This is a genomic window from Reyranella sp. CPCC 100927 (assembly GCF_007859315.1).
Taxonomy (GTDB): domain Bacteria; phylum Pseudomonadota; class Alphaproteobacteria; order Reyranellales; family Reyranellaceae; genus Vineibacter.
On the sequence record NZ_VOHA01000002.1, the window covers coordinates 227,491 to 242,935 of the forward strand.

17 protein-coding genes are annotated in these 15,445 nt (G+C 63.1%); 3 read left to right on the forward strand and 14 right to left on the reverse strand.

All coding sequences use genetic code 11. From position 1 onward, the window contains the following. Positions 1-117: 117 nt before the first annotated feature. The 12 genes from FQU96_RS07180 to FQU96_RS07230 form a co-directional block, all read right to left on the reverse strand. Positions 118-2,463 carry an MMPL family transporter gene (locus FQU96_RS07180; protein WP_146540188.1) on the reverse strand — a complete coding sequence of 782 codons (2,346 nt, stop codon included), beginning with the start codon at positions 2,461-2,463 and terminating at the stop codon, positions 118-120. After that, positions 2,460-3,077, reverse strand: coding sequence for an outer membrane lipoprotein carrier protein LolA (locus FQU96_RS07185; protein ID WP_146540189.1), 618 nt, complete (start codon positions 3,075-3,077; stop codon positions 2,460-2,462). The genes FQU96_RS07180 and FQU96_RS07185 overlap by 4 nt, the downstream gene beginning before the upstream one ends. Further along, complete coding sequence (locus FQU96_RS07190; RefSeq protein WP_146540190.1) at positions 3,074-3,484, reverse strand: thioesterase family protein; 411 nt, start codon at positions 3,482-3,484, stop codon at positions 3,074-3,076. The genes FQU96_RS07185 and FQU96_RS07190 overlap by 4 nt, the downstream gene beginning before the upstream one ends. Continuing rightward, positions 3,471-5,150: a glycosyltransferase gene (locus FQU96_RS07195; protein ID WP_146540191.1), complete on the reverse strand. Its 1,680-nt coding sequence runs from the start codon at positions 5,148-5,150 to the stop codon at positions 3,471-3,473. The genes FQU96_RS07190 and FQU96_RS07195 overlap by 14 nt, the downstream gene beginning before the upstream one ends. Next, positions 5,147-5,491, reverse strand: coding sequence for a 3-hydroxyacyl-ACP dehydratase FabZ family protein (locus FQU96_RS07200; RefSeq protein ID WP_146540192.1), 345 nt, complete (start codon positions 5,489-5,491; stop codon positions 5,147-5,149). The genes FQU96_RS07195 and FQU96_RS07200 overlap by 4 nt, the downstream gene beginning before the upstream one ends. A gap of 189 nt (positions 5,492-5,680) precedes the next feature. Beyond that, positions 5,681-7,045: an AMP-binding protein gene (locus FQU96_RS43025; protein ID WP_178130361.1), complete on the reverse strand. Its 1,365-nt coding sequence runs from the start codon at positions 7,043-7,045 to the stop codon at positions 5,681-5,683. Next, positions 7,042-7,620: a hypothetical protein gene (locus tag FQU96_RS42125; RefSeq protein ID WP_178130362.1), complete on the reverse strand. Its 579-nt coding sequence runs from the start codon at positions 7,618-7,620 to the stop codon at positions 7,042-7,044. Before FQU96_RS42125 ends, FQU96_RS43025 begins: the two co-directional genes overlap by 4 nt. Beyond that, positions 7,595-7,876 carry an acyl carrier protein gene (locus FQU96_RS07210; RefSeq protein WP_146540194.1) on the reverse strand — a complete coding sequence of 94 codons (282 nt, stop codon included), beginning with the start codon at positions 7,874-7,876 and terminating at the stop codon, positions 7,595-7,597. Before FQU96_RS07210 ends, FQU96_RS42125 begins: the two co-directional genes overlap by 26 nt. 7 nt (positions 7,877-7,883) lie before the next feature. Beyond that, a complete protein-coding gene (locus FQU96_RS07215; protein ID WP_255467894.1) occupies positions 7,884-8,108 on the reverse strand; it encodes a phosphopantetheine-binding protein in 225 nt (74 codons plus the stop codon). Continuing rightward, positions 8,074-8,901 carry a 1-acyl-sn-glycerol-3-phosphate acyltransferase gene (locus FQU96_RS07220; RefSeq protein WP_146540196.1) on the reverse strand — a complete coding sequence of 276 codons (828 nt, stop codon included), beginning with the start codon at positions 8,899-8,901 and terminating at the stop codon, positions 8,074-8,076. The genes FQU96_RS07215 and FQU96_RS07220 overlap by 35 nt, the downstream gene beginning before the upstream one ends. After that, positions 8,885-9,610: a beta-ketoacyl synthase chain length factor gene (locus tag FQU96_RS07225; protein WP_178130363.1), complete on the reverse strand. Its 726-nt coding sequence runs from the start codon at positions 9,608-9,610 to the stop codon at positions 8,885-8,887. Before FQU96_RS07225 ends, FQU96_RS07220 begins: the two co-directional genes overlap by 17 nt. A 5-nt stretch (positions 9,611-9,615) precedes the next feature. Then, positions 9,616-10,017, reverse strand: coding sequence for a hypothetical protein (locus tag FQU96_RS07230; RefSeq protein ID WP_146540198.1), 402 nt, complete (start codon positions 10,015-10,017; stop codon positions 9,616-9,618). A 414-nt stretch (positions 10,018-10,431) separates the two neighbouring features. Between FQU96_RS07230 and FQU96_RS07235 the strand changes: the two genes are divergently transcribed. Beyond that, positions 10,432-10,971, forward strand: coding sequence for a 4'-phosphopantetheinyl transferase superfamily protein (locus FQU96_RS07235; protein ID WP_218574637.1), 540 nt, complete (start codon positions 10,432-10,434; stop codon positions 10,969-10,971). 76 nt (positions 10,972-11,047) lie between these two features. Continuing rightward, on the forward strand, positions 11,048-11,875 hold the full coding sequence (locus FQU96_RS07240; RefSeq protein WP_146540200.1) for a metal-dependent hydrolase: 828 nt from the start codon (positions 11,048-11,050) through the stop codon (positions 11,873-11,875). 164 nt (positions 11,876-12,039) lie between these two features. Here the strand turns inward: FQU96_RS07240 and FQU96_RS07245 are convergent, their stop codons facing one another. After that, on the reverse strand, positions 12,040-12,633 hold the full coding sequence (locus FQU96_RS07245; RefSeq protein ID WP_146540201.1) for a 3-phenylpropionate/cinnamic acid dioxygenase subunit beta: 594 nt from the start codon (positions 12,631-12,633) through the stop codon (positions 12,040-12,042). A 129-nt stretch (positions 12,634-12,762) separates the two neighbouring features. Next, positions 12,763-14,163: an SRPBCC family protein gene (locus tag FQU96_RS07250; protein WP_178130365.1), complete on the reverse strand. Its 1,401-nt coding sequence runs from the start codon at positions 14,161-14,163 to the stop codon at positions 12,763-12,765. 336 nt (positions 14,164-14,499) lie between these two features. Between FQU96_RS07250 and FQU96_RS07255 the strand changes: the two genes are divergently transcribed. After that, positions 14,500-15,444, forward strand: a complete 945-nt coding sequence (locus tag FQU96_RS07255; RefSeq protein ID WP_146540203.1) for a class I SAM-dependent methyltransferase — start codon at positions 14,500-14,502, stop codon at positions 15,442-15,444. The last annotated feature ends 1 nt before the right edge of the window (position 15,445 follow it).

Here is a 15,445-nt window from a genome sequence, read left to right on the forward strand (position 1 = left end):
TATCTGGCGGTCCACCGGTGTGCAGGCGACGATCAGAACGCTTAGTGCAACGAAGAGAAATCCACGCATCAAGCGAGCCCAGGACAGACGGAACCACAATCTCAAGACGTATCGTTTCTACGCCTCGCCACCGCCATTGTCATGGCCGGTTGCAGGCCTCTGCGCTGGCGCTGCCAGCGGCGCCAGAACGAACGCCAGCGCGACCCCCAGCAGCATCGTCATACCGAACGCATGAACCGCCATCGTGTCGCTCAGAGCCAGCAATCCGAACGACAACAAGGTCGACACCATCGTCAACCACACCGCCAACAGCGTCACCGGCCGGTGCTCGAATGTACTTTCAGCACAGAAGATGGCGTAGTCGACGCTGATCGAGAGCACCAGGACCAACGCCATTGCGTCAAAGAACGTGAATGGCGAACCCCAGATAGCCTTCAGCAACGGCGCCAGGACCAGGGCCATGAGCGACGGAAGCATGACGCGCAGGCCTCCAATCAGTCCAAACCGGGCCATCACCAGACCGACGACCACGACAGCGGACACGCCAGTGAGGACGAGGGCGCGGTGACGGTAGCGTGCCAGTAAGCTGCTGAAATCCGAGGCCGGATCGACAAGGCGAACCCCATCTATGTCGGCAACAGCTGCGCGAACCATGTCGACGTTGCGGACCCCTTCAAGTAGCACGATATGGACAGCACCATTGTTCATGTCCGGAAGCACAAGATCGCCTATGAAATCCGATAGGACGGGGATCGATGTGGCATCAGGAATAGTGAGCGTGCGATCGTCCGCGAGGCGCAACTCCGATTCAGGTAGTCCCAGCGCAGCAAGGTGACTGGCGAGTAGCGGTGTCTCCAGCCGCTCGCGCAGCAGCGCGCGATTAGCATGCTGCCGCTGAGCCGAAGGCACGAAGCTAGCCGGCGCCCGGTACGCGACGAGGGCCCCTTCTTTGCGCAGCACGCTCAGGCGGTCGAGGAGTTCCTCCTCCTGTCTCAGCGCCGCTTCATGATCGGCTCCCTTGACAACGAAAAACTGCGCTCCGGCCGTCAGTCCCACCAGCTGCTGAAAGCGCATTTGCTCGGACACCAAACGTGGCGACACCGCTTGCATGCGCCGGATATCATCCTCGACCGTCAGTCGCATTGCACCGAGGATTCCAAGTGCGATCAGAATGGCGAAACTGATGCGCCGCACGCTTCGCCAGCGCGGCGCATCCCAGAACCGCCACAGCATCATGGCCAGTGCCAACATGCGCGCTCCATGGGCGGCCGGCCGGCTGCGGTCAAGCAGCGGTAACCAAAGCACGACGGTTAGGTAACACGCGACAAGGCCGACGACGGAAAACACGGCAACCTGCTTCAAGCCCGGAAACGGCGCCAACAGCAGCATGGCGTAACCGACAACGGTTGTGATCAGTCCCATAGTGATGCCGGGCATGATACGCGCAAGTCGGACCTGGGGCGGTCCGGCATCTGCGGCAAACACTTCGGCAGAGTAATAAAGCGTGTAGTCAGCCGCCACGCCAATGAGGCTAACGCCGAACAACAGGGAAGCGACATGCAACTCGCCGAACATCAGCAGTGTCGCCGACAAGCCGGCGCCTACGCCGATGCCGATGGCCAGCACGCTCAGCATCAGTGGAGTCAGCGCCCGGAAGACGACCAGGATCAGCACGACGGTACCCACCGTAGACGCAAGACCCAACGTCGCTGTCTCTTCCAACGAGACCTGAGCACCGGCATGGGCGAAGAAAACCGCGCCGAGACGTAGGACCTCCAGACCCGGCGCCTTGTTCCGCTGCGTCCCTATCGCCGCGGACAGGGTAGCATCCAGGCGATCCTGAAGATCGAGTTCCATCGGCTCGCCGTTGAGGCGGCCCACAACCAGGATCCACACGGAATCGTCGTCGACCACAGTGAGCAAGCCGTCGTCGACGACAACGCGGCTGGTCGGCAACGGTAGGCTGGCTAGAAATGCCGGCATCAACAGGAACGGATCCGCGCGCAGCAGGGCCGAATCGGCCAACGAAATGAACCCGAAGATCTGAGCCTGAGCTCGGGCAGCAATGGTTTCCGGCCGTCCTTCGAGAAGGCGCTGCCGATCCGCATTCGATAGCAAACCGCGGCGATATGCAAAGAATGCGGCACCGAACTCCTGAAACCGCTCTCGACTGGCATTCGGCAGGATATCGATCGCCTTCGACGACTGCAGCGACTGGGTAATCGCGACCGCGGCCTGGCGCGCGGTGTCGCGATCCTTGTGGCCCACCAGAACGAACACACGCCGCGACAGGCTGCGGGTGACGGCCTCATTTGCACGCCGCAGCGCCGGATCGTTTTCGTCACGCGGCAGCAGCGACGCCAGATCGGTGCGCAAAGGAAGCCCGTGGTGCAGGCGCAACGCAAGGTGAACCCCGGCGGCCAGCACCACCGCCAGCCAAGCCAGCGCCAGGACACGCTTCATTTGGCAGCATGGGCGAGCAGACCAGCTTCAGCTGGCGACAGCGGGCCGCGGCTCAACACCTGGTTCGCAAAGACGATCACGTCGGTATCGCCATCAGGTTTCTCGAGGCGCACGTCGTCGACAAACTGCCGCCCCCGGACAACGATCGACTTCAGCGGCAAGGTCGCTGTACTGGCGTCCGCACGTGGTGCCAAAACAACATGCCACGAGCCCGTGTCATTGCGGCGCTGTACCAAGAACTGGCTTTCCAGCGCCCGCCAGTCGCCTGTGAGCGCACCACCCAGCATGTCGTAAAGCCTCGCCAACCCCGGCACCCGCGTCGCCGATAGGCGGGTCGTCTCACTACCATTCACCTCCTGAACCAGCCCAGCGGCTGTAATGACCGTGGTCACCTCGAACGGACGCTCAACGCGCCAGATCAGACCGCGGCCGGCAACCAGCACAAAGGCGCCCTCGGACTTCAGCGGCTGATTAAAGCCTTTCAGGTGCCGTTCCTGAACGAAGCGACCACGCATCACATCGCCTGCGGCCATGCCCGGACTCTGGGCCGGTGCCGGCCCGTCGCCGCCGAGCACCAGAACCAGCGCCGCCACAACATAAGACAACCATCTCACGACAGGTGCCTCCTGATCCGTTCAACGAAGACGCTCGGGCACTCCAGGCACAGTTCGCCGGTATCGATCTTGACGGCGACCTGAACGGTCTGGGCCTTGGTCAGCACCAGACCCGAGTCCTTATCCTTGAGGCGGTAGTCGATCTTAAGGCGGTTTTCGTACTCGGCGAGAGTAGACGTCACAACGACTTCCTGTGCCATCCGGATCGGACGCACGTACTTCACGTTCAGATGTACGATCGGAAAGACATATCCCTCCTCCTTCATCTGCCGGTAGTTGCACTGCAGGCGATCGAGCAGATCACAGCGCGCCTGTTCAAGGAACCGCGCGTAGTTGCCGTGCCACACCACGTCCATCGGGTCGAGGTCGTAGAACTGTGCCTTGACGATCGTGTCAACCGACAGCATGTCCTGTCCTGTCCGCCCAGAAGTCGAAGAAGTTGAACCATTGATACGGGTCACCCAGCGCGTGCGCCTGCAGGCGCCGCGCATACTGCTCGGCGTAGGCTGCCAGCGCCTGCGTGCGCTGGCCACGCGGCAGCACGACGCGATCAGTAAACCGTTCTACATGCAGCACGTAGCGCCCACCCTCACGTTGGCAGAACAACAGCCAGACAGGGCAATCCAGCAACGCTGCCAGGATGTACGGGCCTTGCGAGAAGCCGGCCGGCGCACCCAAAAAAGGAACCCGCGATGTCCGGTCCGCGCTCTGGATTGGCACACGGTCACCGGCAATGACCACTCGGCGACCCGCCTCGACATGCTCTTTCAAGGCGATTGCCGTGTCGGGACCGATCTGGGTCACTTCAACCGTGTTAACGGCAGCATCAGGTCGGAATTCGCGCAGGACCCGGTTGTAGTTCTGCGCGTGCCAAGTATGCACCAGGATCACGAGCCGATCCCGGGTTGGCTTATCCAGCAGAGCACGAGACAACTCGGCGTTGCCGAAATGAGAGACGATCACCAGCCCGCCGCTGGGATCATCGGTGAAGCGCGCCACAGCATCGCGGTCAGCCCACGTGATGGCATCCGGCGACAAACCGCCGGTCCAGCCAATGAAGGTGTCGAGCGCACGAGCGGCAAATGCCGAGAAATGGCGATAGCTATCCTTTAAACCTGGACGGCGCGCAGTCCCCTTGACCGTAAACGCCCGTGTGAGAAACGCGTGCGACGCCCGACGCTGCTCGCGGCCGGTCGCCAGGAAGTACAGCACGGCCGGCGCCATCATGACCAGGCACCCGCGACGGCCCAGCAACCGGTAGGCGACTGCGCACAGTCGTAGGCCCCAGTAAAGCCCCCGCTCACCCAGCGACGCCCAGTGCGTCGCTGTCCCCACGCGCGGTGGACGATGGGCGAGAATCCTCGGCAGGCGCAGCAGCATGGTCCCCACCAAGCGCGTATGCATGATGCTAATACGGACGTTGTCGCGCCACAGGTCAAAGTTCGACGTATTGCCGACAGGGTATACAACCCTAACCGGCACCATCAGAGGGGGTGTGCCACGCCAGAAGAGCCGCACCATAATGTCGGTGTCGAAATCCATGTAACGACCCGTCGACTCCTCACGCAGCAATTTCTCGACGGCCGCCAAGGGGTAGATGCGAAACCCGCACATGCTGTCGGTGATACGAAACGACAGCGTCTCGATGAAAACCCAGATATGGGTAAACCATCGCCCGATGCGCCGTCCCATGGGTGCCGAACCGTCGAAAACAGGCGCGCCGCTTACGAGTGCTGTCGGATGTTCCGTCGCCAATTCAATCATACGCGATACGGCACCGAGGTCATGCTGGCCGTCGGCGTCGACCTGCAGGGCATGCGAGAAGCCAGCGGCAATGGCCGCCCGAAAGCCCTCGACAACCGCGACACCTTTGCCGCGATTGTCGGGCAGTCGGATCACTGTCACGCCCCCAGTGGGGTCATGTAAAGCAGCCAGCACGGACGCTGCGGGCTCCGCACTGCCATCATCGATCACGTAGACCGGCAGGCCAATCTGACGCAGGACGTCGACGATACCGCGCATAGCGGCATGGTGATTGTGACTGGGGATAATGGCACAGCAATGGATCGTCATAGCCCAACCAGCACCACGCTTCCTTCGGTAACCAAGACGTCCGCCGACCGGTATGAGAACCGCAGCCTTCCCGGCTGATCGACGCGCAATTCGAGCGTCAGCGGAGAGGACGGCAGGACGATGCGCTTGTGCTTGACCTGAAGTCGGATCCCGCCATCGGCCGTCACGCCGAGATAAGTGGTCGCCAGTTGCAATGCCCAATCCACCTGGACGACTCCTGGCAGCACAGGAAAATCGGGGAAGTGGCCGGCAAAGCAAGCGAGGTCCGGCGACAGTTGCAACTGCAGCGTCACAGACTGAGCATCGCGGCAGATGATCTGCGCCAAGGGAGCGGTATCCATATTCAGTGCCCTCCCTCACTCTCCCCCAGCGCAGCTGAGGGGACATGGCCGAAGGCCAGAAGGAAAGCCCGCGTGGCTCTCGTTGTCGACACTACGTCGGCTCTCTCCGCCCACCGGCGTTTCGACGCTTCGTGCCGAAACGCCGTGTCAGGGCGCCTCCCCACCGCATAGGGAGGTGGAACAAGGAGGTCACGCCGGATCATCGAACAGCGCCCGCAGAGCTACATCCTGTCGTTTGCCCAGAGGGCCCGACGGGATCGAGTCGACGAATCGCCACCGCCGCGGCTGGCAGCTAGGCTCCAGGGTCGACGCCAGATCCCGGCGCAGCCGGCGCCCGAGGCGAAATGCACCCATGGCCTGCAGTTGGCGTCGACCGTCGGCCGTCAACTCGACAATCGCAGCCAGCGCCATCGTCGCGCCGTCCAGGGTGACAACAGCGGCCGCGGCAATCAGTGGTAAGCGCCGCAGCGCCAGCTCCACCTCCGGTAGGCTGATACGTTTACCCTCGATCTTCACGACGTGATCGGCCCTACCGTGGAAGCGAAACGCATTATCCGGTAGCACCTCCACAAGATCGCTCGACTGGAAGCGTCCGCCTAAAACATAGGGTGACGACACATTCAGGCAGCCTCCCGCATTGACGTCGATCGCGATTCCGGGCAACGGCTGCCAGGGCTCGTTGCCTTCGCGCTGCACCCGCGTGGCGATCGTGCCGGTCTCAGTGCTACCAAAGATTTCCGTCGGGCGAACGCCCAATATCGCCTCGGCTTGGTCGGCAGCGTCGCGCGGTAACGGCGCCCCCGCCGTAAAGACCTGCGCAAACCGGCGATCTGCGGATAGCGGCGCAATCCCTTTCAGGCGCGTCAGATGCGCCGGACTGGTTACGAGCACCGACTGCGGTGACGCGCGAGCCAGCAGTCCGTCCCAGAGGATGTCTGTTTCAACTGCGAATGGCCGGCCGGCAGCCAACGGCCACAGCAACCTAAAGACTAGTCCGAAGTAGTGCTGGTGCGGGACAGTGGCGTACGTCGGTGGGATAGTCGCGGCGTGGTTCCACAGGGAGTCAAGAACATCGGTCTCGATATCCATTTCGGCCAGCATCTTATTGATCCGCTTGGGCTCGCCCGTGGACCCTGATGTGTAGAACTCGAAAACGGCAATGTCCGCATTGATGCTGGCGGCCACCAGATCGCGCCCGTTGTTTCCTCGCGAGTCTCGGTCGATGCGAAACGTCGGCACGACCACCGGCAGCGCCTCGTCCACCAGCAAAAGATCGAACTGGTCCGCTAGAAGATGCATCGTATCCGGCAGGACGTTCGGTGGTACAACGACGCGGCTGCCGGCATGCAGCAAGGCGAATAGGCCGACCGCGAACCAATATGCATCGGTCGCCACGACGGCGCCGCGGCGGCAACCGCAGTCGTGGAGCGCGCCAGCCACACGCGCAACATCGGCCAAAAAGTCGCGACGCCGCAACACGGTCGCGCCGCGCCAAGCGACGGCAACGTCAAGGTCGCGCCAGCCTTGCGCCAGCCAATGCAGTCGTCCGCTCACGAGGCCCATCGCCGCAGGAGTACCTGTCGGATACTCCACTCGATGGCGAAAATAACGCCGGTGGCAAGGTAGGCTCCCAGGCTGGTCCACAGTGTCCACTGCTCCAGGCTGCCCCACACCGCGAGGCCGGCGGCCAGTGCGCCATTGCCCAGTAGGAACACGGTCCACACCCACGTCACGATCCGTGTGTAACCGATGGCCGGCGCTGGCAGAGCCGGATGCTGCAGCCGCGCCAGACGTTCGATCAGGGTCGGTGGACGCACCAGCGAGGCGGCGAACGTAACTGCCAGCGCCAGGCTCAACACTACCGGATACGCCTTGGCTGCCAGCAGCGGCGCGATCAGCAACAGCAACGCCAACACGCCGCCGCACCATACCATGCCCCATGGCCCGATCGCCGGCAGCCGGTCCGAGCGGGCGAACAAGGCACGCCCGGCCATCAGCAGCAGCGCCAGCACCACCAGCACATAGGGCGGCAGGTGGGGCAATCCCAGGTACACGATGATCGGATATGCGAGTGTGCCGACGCCGACGACGATCAACCAAGGATCAGACCACTTGCCTGACTCTGGCATCGGATCCCTCAGGCGACAACAAGGCTTCGACACAGTTAACCACATCACCCACGGTACGCACGTTCTTGAACATATCGGGTTTAATCTTTTGTCCGGTCACCTCCTGCAAGCGGACAACAAGATCAACGGCGTCGATGCTATCGAGGTCGAGATCTTCGTACAGCTTGGCATCAAGCGAAACCCGCGCCGGCGCTACCTCGAACATCTCGTCAAGATACGCACGCAGCATATCGAGGATATCGGAACGCGATAGCATGGCGGACCTATCTTTCCCTCTGAGACTGGACGAAACGGGCCAGGCTTCGCACGCTGGCGAAGTGCGCCTTGATCGTCTTGTCTACAGTCGCGATCTTGATGCCGTATGTTTGACGAAGCGCAACCCCAAGCTCCAGCGCATCAATCGAATCGAGGCCCAACCCTTCGACAAAGATCGACTCGTCGCTGTCAATGTCGTCAGGCGACAGATCCTCGAGCTTCAGCGAAGTCACGATCAACGTCTTTAGTTCGCGTTCGAGTTCTTCCATCGTCAAACCTGCTTTCGTAAAGAGATTCAAGCTCGCCCACCAAGCGCCGGGCGCCAACACCGCGATGCGGGTATTGCTTGAAGCGGTCGATGCCGACATCGCCACGGTCTTCCACATGAAACACCGGACGGTCGGCAGGAATGCGGTACCAGGGCTCGCCCTTGATCAGAGTGAGCGGCGTGCAGGTGATCGCGACCATGCGCACATCGACATCGGCGAGCAGCGCGATGTTGGCGAAGCCCCGCTTGAAACGCAGAGGTCTCCCAGGCCGCGACCGCGTTCCTTCCGGGAACACGATCAGGTTGCCGCCCCGCTCGAACGCTCGGCGACAGGCCGCGATCAGCTGGTCCGCAGGCAGGTCGCTGCGAACATAGCCCGCGGCCTTCATGACGCCCCGCAGGAAGAAACTGTGCCACAGTTCGGGTTTGACGATGCAGAAGGCTCGCGGGCTGTACGCCATCAGGAGCACCACGTCGAGCAACGTGGGATGGTTGGCGATGATCAACCGGCCACGGCAGGCCGCCAGCTGATGCCGACCAGTGATCTCGATCCGGAGCAGGCCGATGAGTCGCAGGACGAGCAGGTAAAGTTGAAACGTGCGACGAATGACGGCCTGTGTTCGCGGCACAGCGTGCATCGGCCACAGGGCAAGAACTGGAAACACGGTGGCTGCCAGCAAGCACCCGCCCACGAAGAACACGGCAAGAGCAGGTCCGGTGCACAGCGCGCGCCAGTAGAAGCTAATGAACCTGAACATGACGCCAGTGCCAGCGTTCCCGCTGGCCCAAGTAGTCGCCGCCAGGGGCGCCTGACAGCATGAAGTCAAGGAAGGACCGGGCTGCCCCCTGCGCCTGCCCGCCGCTCTCAGTGGCTTCCAGCGACAGCGCGATAGCTGGAGCACCGGCGGTCTCGGCTGCGCTCAGCAGCAGCGCCAGCACCATGGCCGGCTCCGCCGAAAGCGCCGCGAACTCGTCATAAGGCGCCGGCGTCGGGGCATCATAGGCCACCAGCAGAACCGGCTCATCCGGCGCCTCGGCAAGGCACCCGACGGCTTCGAGCAGGCCATAGCAGAAGCTGTCAACCCCAGCCGCCAGCGCCGTGTGGCCGCGATGGTTCCGGCTGGCGACCGACAACAAGCCGGCCAGAGCATTATGGACCGACAGGCTGAATGACGCCGGTGACGGCAGGTCGCCTGATGTCAGCGCTTGCAGGATTTCGACCGTGCGATCGGGTTCCCCGTGACGCGAGGCAAACACAAAGCGGGCGTCACCCACCTTCGGCAATCCCCACGCCGCACGCAGCGCGTTGCGGCCGATCTCTCCGATCCGCCGACGCAGTATAACGGGCGCGTCAGAGGCCGGTGCTGCCGCTATGCCACTGGCGCCGGACGGGCCGCCATGCCAGCGACCCTCCGCCCCCTCCTCCCAGGCGGCCCATGCTTCGATGCGGAAGGCGAGTTCGGCCACCGACATCATCCAAGTTTCGACAAACGCCTGTCGATTTCGTCTTCAAGCTCTCTGACCCGGGCATTGAAGCGGTTGTGAATGGTGCCGCCCGATTCCTTGAGGTTCGTCGAGGTCGCGTAGCGGATGTTGTATGTGGTATTGGTGTACTGGATGTTCACCGTGGCCGAATGCTGCCGCCAATCAATGGTTGCTCGCAGCTGCCCAGGGGCAACCCGCTCCACCCGCCACCCTTTGGCCTGTGCGGCCTCGATAATCCGCCGTTCTACCTGTACCGGACCTAGCGCTTGTGTAGAGGTTGCGATCGGGCGGTCCTCGACGTTGTAAATGGGCTCAACGCGGCAACCAGTTACACTCGCAGCAATGACAAGAACTGATAACAAACCGAACGTCTTGGAAGTCCCCACCATCTCCACCTCCCAACTACCACCCTTCAAACATCCTCATGGGGCCGCCGCCGCATGCAACGGCACAGCTGAAGGCAAACGAGTGCCTATCCGTTTTCGACTGGGGGCCGACAATCTGGCCCCATCCCCCCTTCATGCACCGAACCGGGTTGCTGGCGGTTGTTCGCCCCAAGCGCGACTAACCAGCCTTGGCGGTGCACACGTTTCACTCCCGTATCGCGTACGTTTCACGATGCCACATGTTTACCACAATTGCATACAGGAATGAAACATCCATTGGTTTGTACAGTGGTGCACCTACGCTCTCCGCTCGCGAGCGCGTTAGTCGGCCCCATGCGCCCCTTCGCCGATGCTCACCAACGACGCCAGGAGGCGAGGCGACGCCGAACCGCCCTGGGCAGGGCTCTCGTCCTCAGTTTGATCCGTCAATTCGGTGAGGAGGCTGCGCCGTCACTGGAGATCGACTCGCGCGGCAAGCCGTCGATTCAGCCGAGCGACGGTACAAGGCCACCGGCGGTATCGATTACCCACACAATTGACATGGTTTCTGCCGCCGCCTGCGATTGGGGTCCGGTGGGAATCGACCTCGAAATGCATGATCGGCGTCGTGACATTGCCCGGCTGGCGGCATTCGCCTTCGGCCCCTCGGAACAGGCTATGGTTCGAACGGGCGGCGCAGCAGCCTTCTACAGGATTTGGACATTGCGTGAAGCGATGGGGAAAGCGACGGGTGATGGACTATCGCTTGCTACCGACGGTATGGACCGGATCCAACCAGCCCCCTTCGAGGGCGCCTGGCGTTCGCCAGACGAAGCCTGGCAGTTTGCTCATTGCCTCATCCGACCTGATGTGAGCTTCGCTATGGCTATCCAGGCGCCCCCCGGGACGCGGCCCGACTCCTGGTCCCTCAACTCGATCACCTGGTGGGCAAACGACGCGACATCTATCGAGCAATAGCGTCGCCGCCGATCGTCCGCGCTTCCGCGGGACAACCGTTGCGATATGCGATAGCCTTGCACACAGAGGCTTGGCCATGCACGTTCGTTGTCCGAGGATTGATTTTTCCAACCTGAATCCGCGCTGGTCCTGGCATCACGAATTTGCCCAGCGTGCCAATGCCAACTCTGTTATCCCAGCCTACATTGAACCCTTCATCGTAAAGGTGATGCACCAGGCCAAAGCAAAGTTGGGGGCCGATGACCGTCAGCTGCGCGACGACATCGACATCTTCATCAAACAAGAAGTGCAACACTACAAGCTGCACAATGCGTTCAATGCCCGCATCCGGGCTGCCGGATATCCCGGTATCGCTGCTTTCGAGGACGCACTGCAAGCCCGTCTGCAACGCATCTTTGATACCAAGTCGTTGGCATTCAAGCTCGCCTATGCTGTCGGCTTTGAGTCATCGGCTCTGGTGTTTGCCCATGTCTGGTTCACGCGCTACGCCGAGTACCTCGACGGCGCTGACCCAGATGCTGTACGGCTCTGGAAATGGCATTGGGCCGAAGAGTATGAACACAGGGATGTCGCGTTCCGAGTCTACAAGACTATTGTGGGCCGCAGGGGCTTATTTGGCGGCTACTTCTACCGGGTCTCCGCGTTCCTAGCCGTTAGTCTCGATCTGATGAAATGCGCCAATGCCATCGCTTCCCACCTGCTGGCCGTCGATCGCGCGACGATGACCCCCGAACATCGTCAGGCATCGGAAGCGCGTGACAAAGCCTTCATGGCACAGTTCCGGCGCGACGCAGGCCAAGCGCTCTTGAATGTGCTGCGGCCATCATACGATCCCGCCACCGCCACACCGACGCCGCAAGCCGCGGCGTACCTCGCCAGCAACGAAATGACTGACGCACCGTAGCATCAACGCCTGCGGAGACTGCGCCCGGCGTTGCCGTGCGACGACGAGCGCCCTTATCCGCTGGCGATATGGGCTTCCGGCTTGCCGTAACGTCTCATCGACCCGCGTGCGCCAGCACAGCGTCGCAACGTGGGGCCCCTCCCTCCCCGCTCGCGCGTGATGAGTCAGAACAGGCTGCTGAAGTTGGTCGACAGCAGGACGGTCTGATCGAGAAAGATGTGCCGTTCGACGATCTGGAAGCCATCGCCCACGCGCCGCAGGCGGTCGCGGCGCTTGCCGATCCAGTGGTCGATCTTGTCGTTGAGGCGGGATCGATAGAGATGGATGGCGGCTTCCAGCGCGATCTCCGGGCCCTTCACCTCCAGGATGCGCACGTTCGATACGAAATGGCGGGTGCGCGAGGGCGGGTTCTCGGACCACGCCGAATTCAGGCGCAGCCTGTCGACCCGCATCTTGAGGTCGCTCTTGTCGTCATCGAAATAGGCCATGCCGTCGGCCTTGGCATACTCCAGGTGCAGGTTTTCGACGGTGACGGTGCGGCGGATGGGCATCCAGTAGTGGATGTCGTCGGCGATCAACGCCAGCCAGTCGTCGAACCGCCGGTCGTCGAGCAACGCCGCTTCCCGGTAGAGGAACTGCTCCACTGCGTACTGCAGGGCGATCTTTTCCGACAGGTCCGGGGACGTCACGGCGTCACCACCATTTCCCGTCGTCCCGAGCGCAGCGAGGACCTTGCGGTGGTGCAGCCAGTCCGTCATGTCGAGCGCAGCGAGACATCTCCTGGTAACGGAGTGCCCTGTCGCGCGAGATCCCTCGCCGTGCTCGGGATGACCGTGTGGTCGGACCACTGCGAGATCCTTCGCTGCGCTCAGGATGACGGCCAATCATCAGATCCGCCCGGTGGGCGCGGGCGAGCGCGTCGCCAGCAGTTCCGGCCAGTCGCGCGCCCGCAGCCATTCGGCCCAGCAGCGATAGGTCCAACGTTGGGCATGCTCGTTGACGCGGGTTTCGATCCGCTTCTGGCCCGACGGATCGACCAGCACCTCGTCCTGGCCCATCGCCATCTGCAGATTGTGCGGATAGCGGCGGCTGGCCACGCCGTGGCTCGACCGCGTGCTCTGGCTCCAGTTCTCGCCGTCGTCCTGCTCGAGCAGGCCGGCCGGTCCGAAGGCGTGCGTGATGAATTTTTTCGCCGCCCGCCGCTGAGTGTCGGTGAAGCTTTTGGGCATGACCGTGAACCACCAGATCTCGGTGCGGCCGGGCCCGCGCGGCAGGCGCAGGCTGAGCTGCAGGCCGCGCGTGGAGATCCACAGGTTGGGAAAGATGTTGGGATGCCCGATGGCGCGCACGCCGACCGGACCCATGGCCTCGCGTGTCGCCGTCGTGCGCAACGGCCGGCGTTCGACGGGCGTGGCCTTCGCGCGCTCCGCATCCGCCAGCCGGTCGATCGCCAGGCGCTCGGCGTCGCTCAGGGCGTCGAGCTTGGCCTGCTGTTCTGCCGTCACCATGGGGCCGCCGATAGCGTGACCCAGCTCGCCCAGCATCACCATCTGGGTCATGGGCATCATCAGGCGCTGGTTCAGGAAGCCGACGCTGGACGCCGAACTGTGGCTGACCTTGACGTGGTACCAGTCGAACAGATTGTCGACGGCGATCTTCCAGTTGCAGTCGATCACGTTCTTCTGGACGCCGTCGAGGCTCACGACATCGCCTTCGTTCAGCATGCTTTCGATGCCGACGCGACCGACGTCGCCGAGGTAGTCGAACAGGCAGGGCGCCGCCGGATCCAGGGTGGCGAAGTAGAACCCCTTGTAGTGGTCGACCTGGGCGGCCGGCGCCAGGCCCCATTTCGCCTGGTCGATGGCGTTGCGATAGAAGTCCGCCTTGCCCGGCACGCCGATCAAGGCCCCGTCCAGTCCATAGGTCCAACCATGGTAGCTGCAGACGAAGGTCTTCGTGTTCCCCAGCTCCGCCCGGCACAACGCGTTGCCGCGATGGCGGCAGGTGTTCAGCAGCACGCGGACCTTGTCGTCCGCGCCGCGCACGACGATGACCTGATCCTCGCCGATGTAGTTGATGAAGTAATCGCCGGCATGGGGGATCTGCGTCTCATGGCACATGAAATTCCAGGCCCGGGCGAAGATCCGCTGCAACTCCAGCTGATAGATGTCGGGATCGCTGTAGATGGACCGGTCGATCAGCCCCGCGGAAACATCCGGGATCGCGATCCCGCCCCCATCGCTCGCGCCCCTGTCGGTCGCATCCAGCCGGCGATCATCATCGCGCATGACCTGGCTCCTGTTTCGGATCCGGCATTCTTGCCTCTCCTGGCGGCAGGCGCGAGCCGCAATGCGGGCGAAAGCCGCCTGTCGGTACGATTTCCATGACGCCAGAAGGCTGCCGTCGCCGACCACCGGCCGGCGGGAAGGCCGGCGCGCAACAATTCGATCCAGAGTGATCCCGACGGCCGCGGGCACGTGGCACGACAGGACGCATATGCCATTCTCTGCCCTCGCGAGACAGCGGGACAACGGGATGCGTGGGGAGCGCATGCCGGCCGACGCAGGGGCACGCGCCGGCCAGCCCTGGCAGCAGCAAGACCGCCACCAGCCACCGACGCGTCGATGGAAAAGCAAGACAAGGGGGACGTCGTGGACAACGCCATCAAGGGACTCGGCCTGACGCCGCAGGAGACGGCGGCTGCGTTCGAGCCGTGGGTGATCGACCGCATGCCGGTCGACTCGCCGCGCTGGCGCGGCATCGTCGCACGCGAGTTCGCGAAAAGCCGGCGGCGGCTGCTCAAACGCCGATTGCTGGGATGGTGGCCCGGCGTCAAGCGAACCCAGGACGTGGTGGACCAGCGCTATTCGCACTATTGGGCGCGACGCATCTACCCCAGTCTCGACGCGCCCTGCGGCAAGGGCGACACGTCGTGGATCGAATGGCGTCATGAGGGTTTCGTCGCGCGCCGCGGCGCGATTGCCCGCCCCCTTCTGACCTATGTGGGCAAGCTGTTCGATATCCTGAACCCGGCGTCGGTGCTGGAAGCGGGCGCCGGCAACGGGATCAACCTCTTCGTCCTGGCGTCCAGCTTTCCCGGCACGCGGTTCACGGGCCTTGAGCTCACGGCGCCGGGAGTCGCGCGGATGCGGCAGGTGATCGCCGAAGCCATGATCCCGGACGCCCTGGCCACGTACACGCCGTTGTCCCTGCGCGATCGCGCCGCGCCCGGCCGTGTCGCGGTGAGCCAAGGCTCCGCCGCGGCGATGCCCTACCCGGACAAGCATTTCGATGTCGCCCTGACCATCACGGCGCTGGAGCAGATGAACGCGATCTCGGCCCAGGCTTTGGCCGAGCTGCGCCGCGTGGCGCGCCGGTACGTCGTCATGGTCGAGCCGTTCCCCGACTTCAACACGACCACCCTGCGGACGACCTACATCCGTTCCAAGGACTACTGGTCCGTGCCGGTGGCCCGTCTGGCGTCGCACGGCCTGCGGCCGGTCGCGGTCTACGATGACGTCCCGCACAAGCTGAGGCTGGGCGTCGGCATCGTCGTCGCGGCGGTGTAGC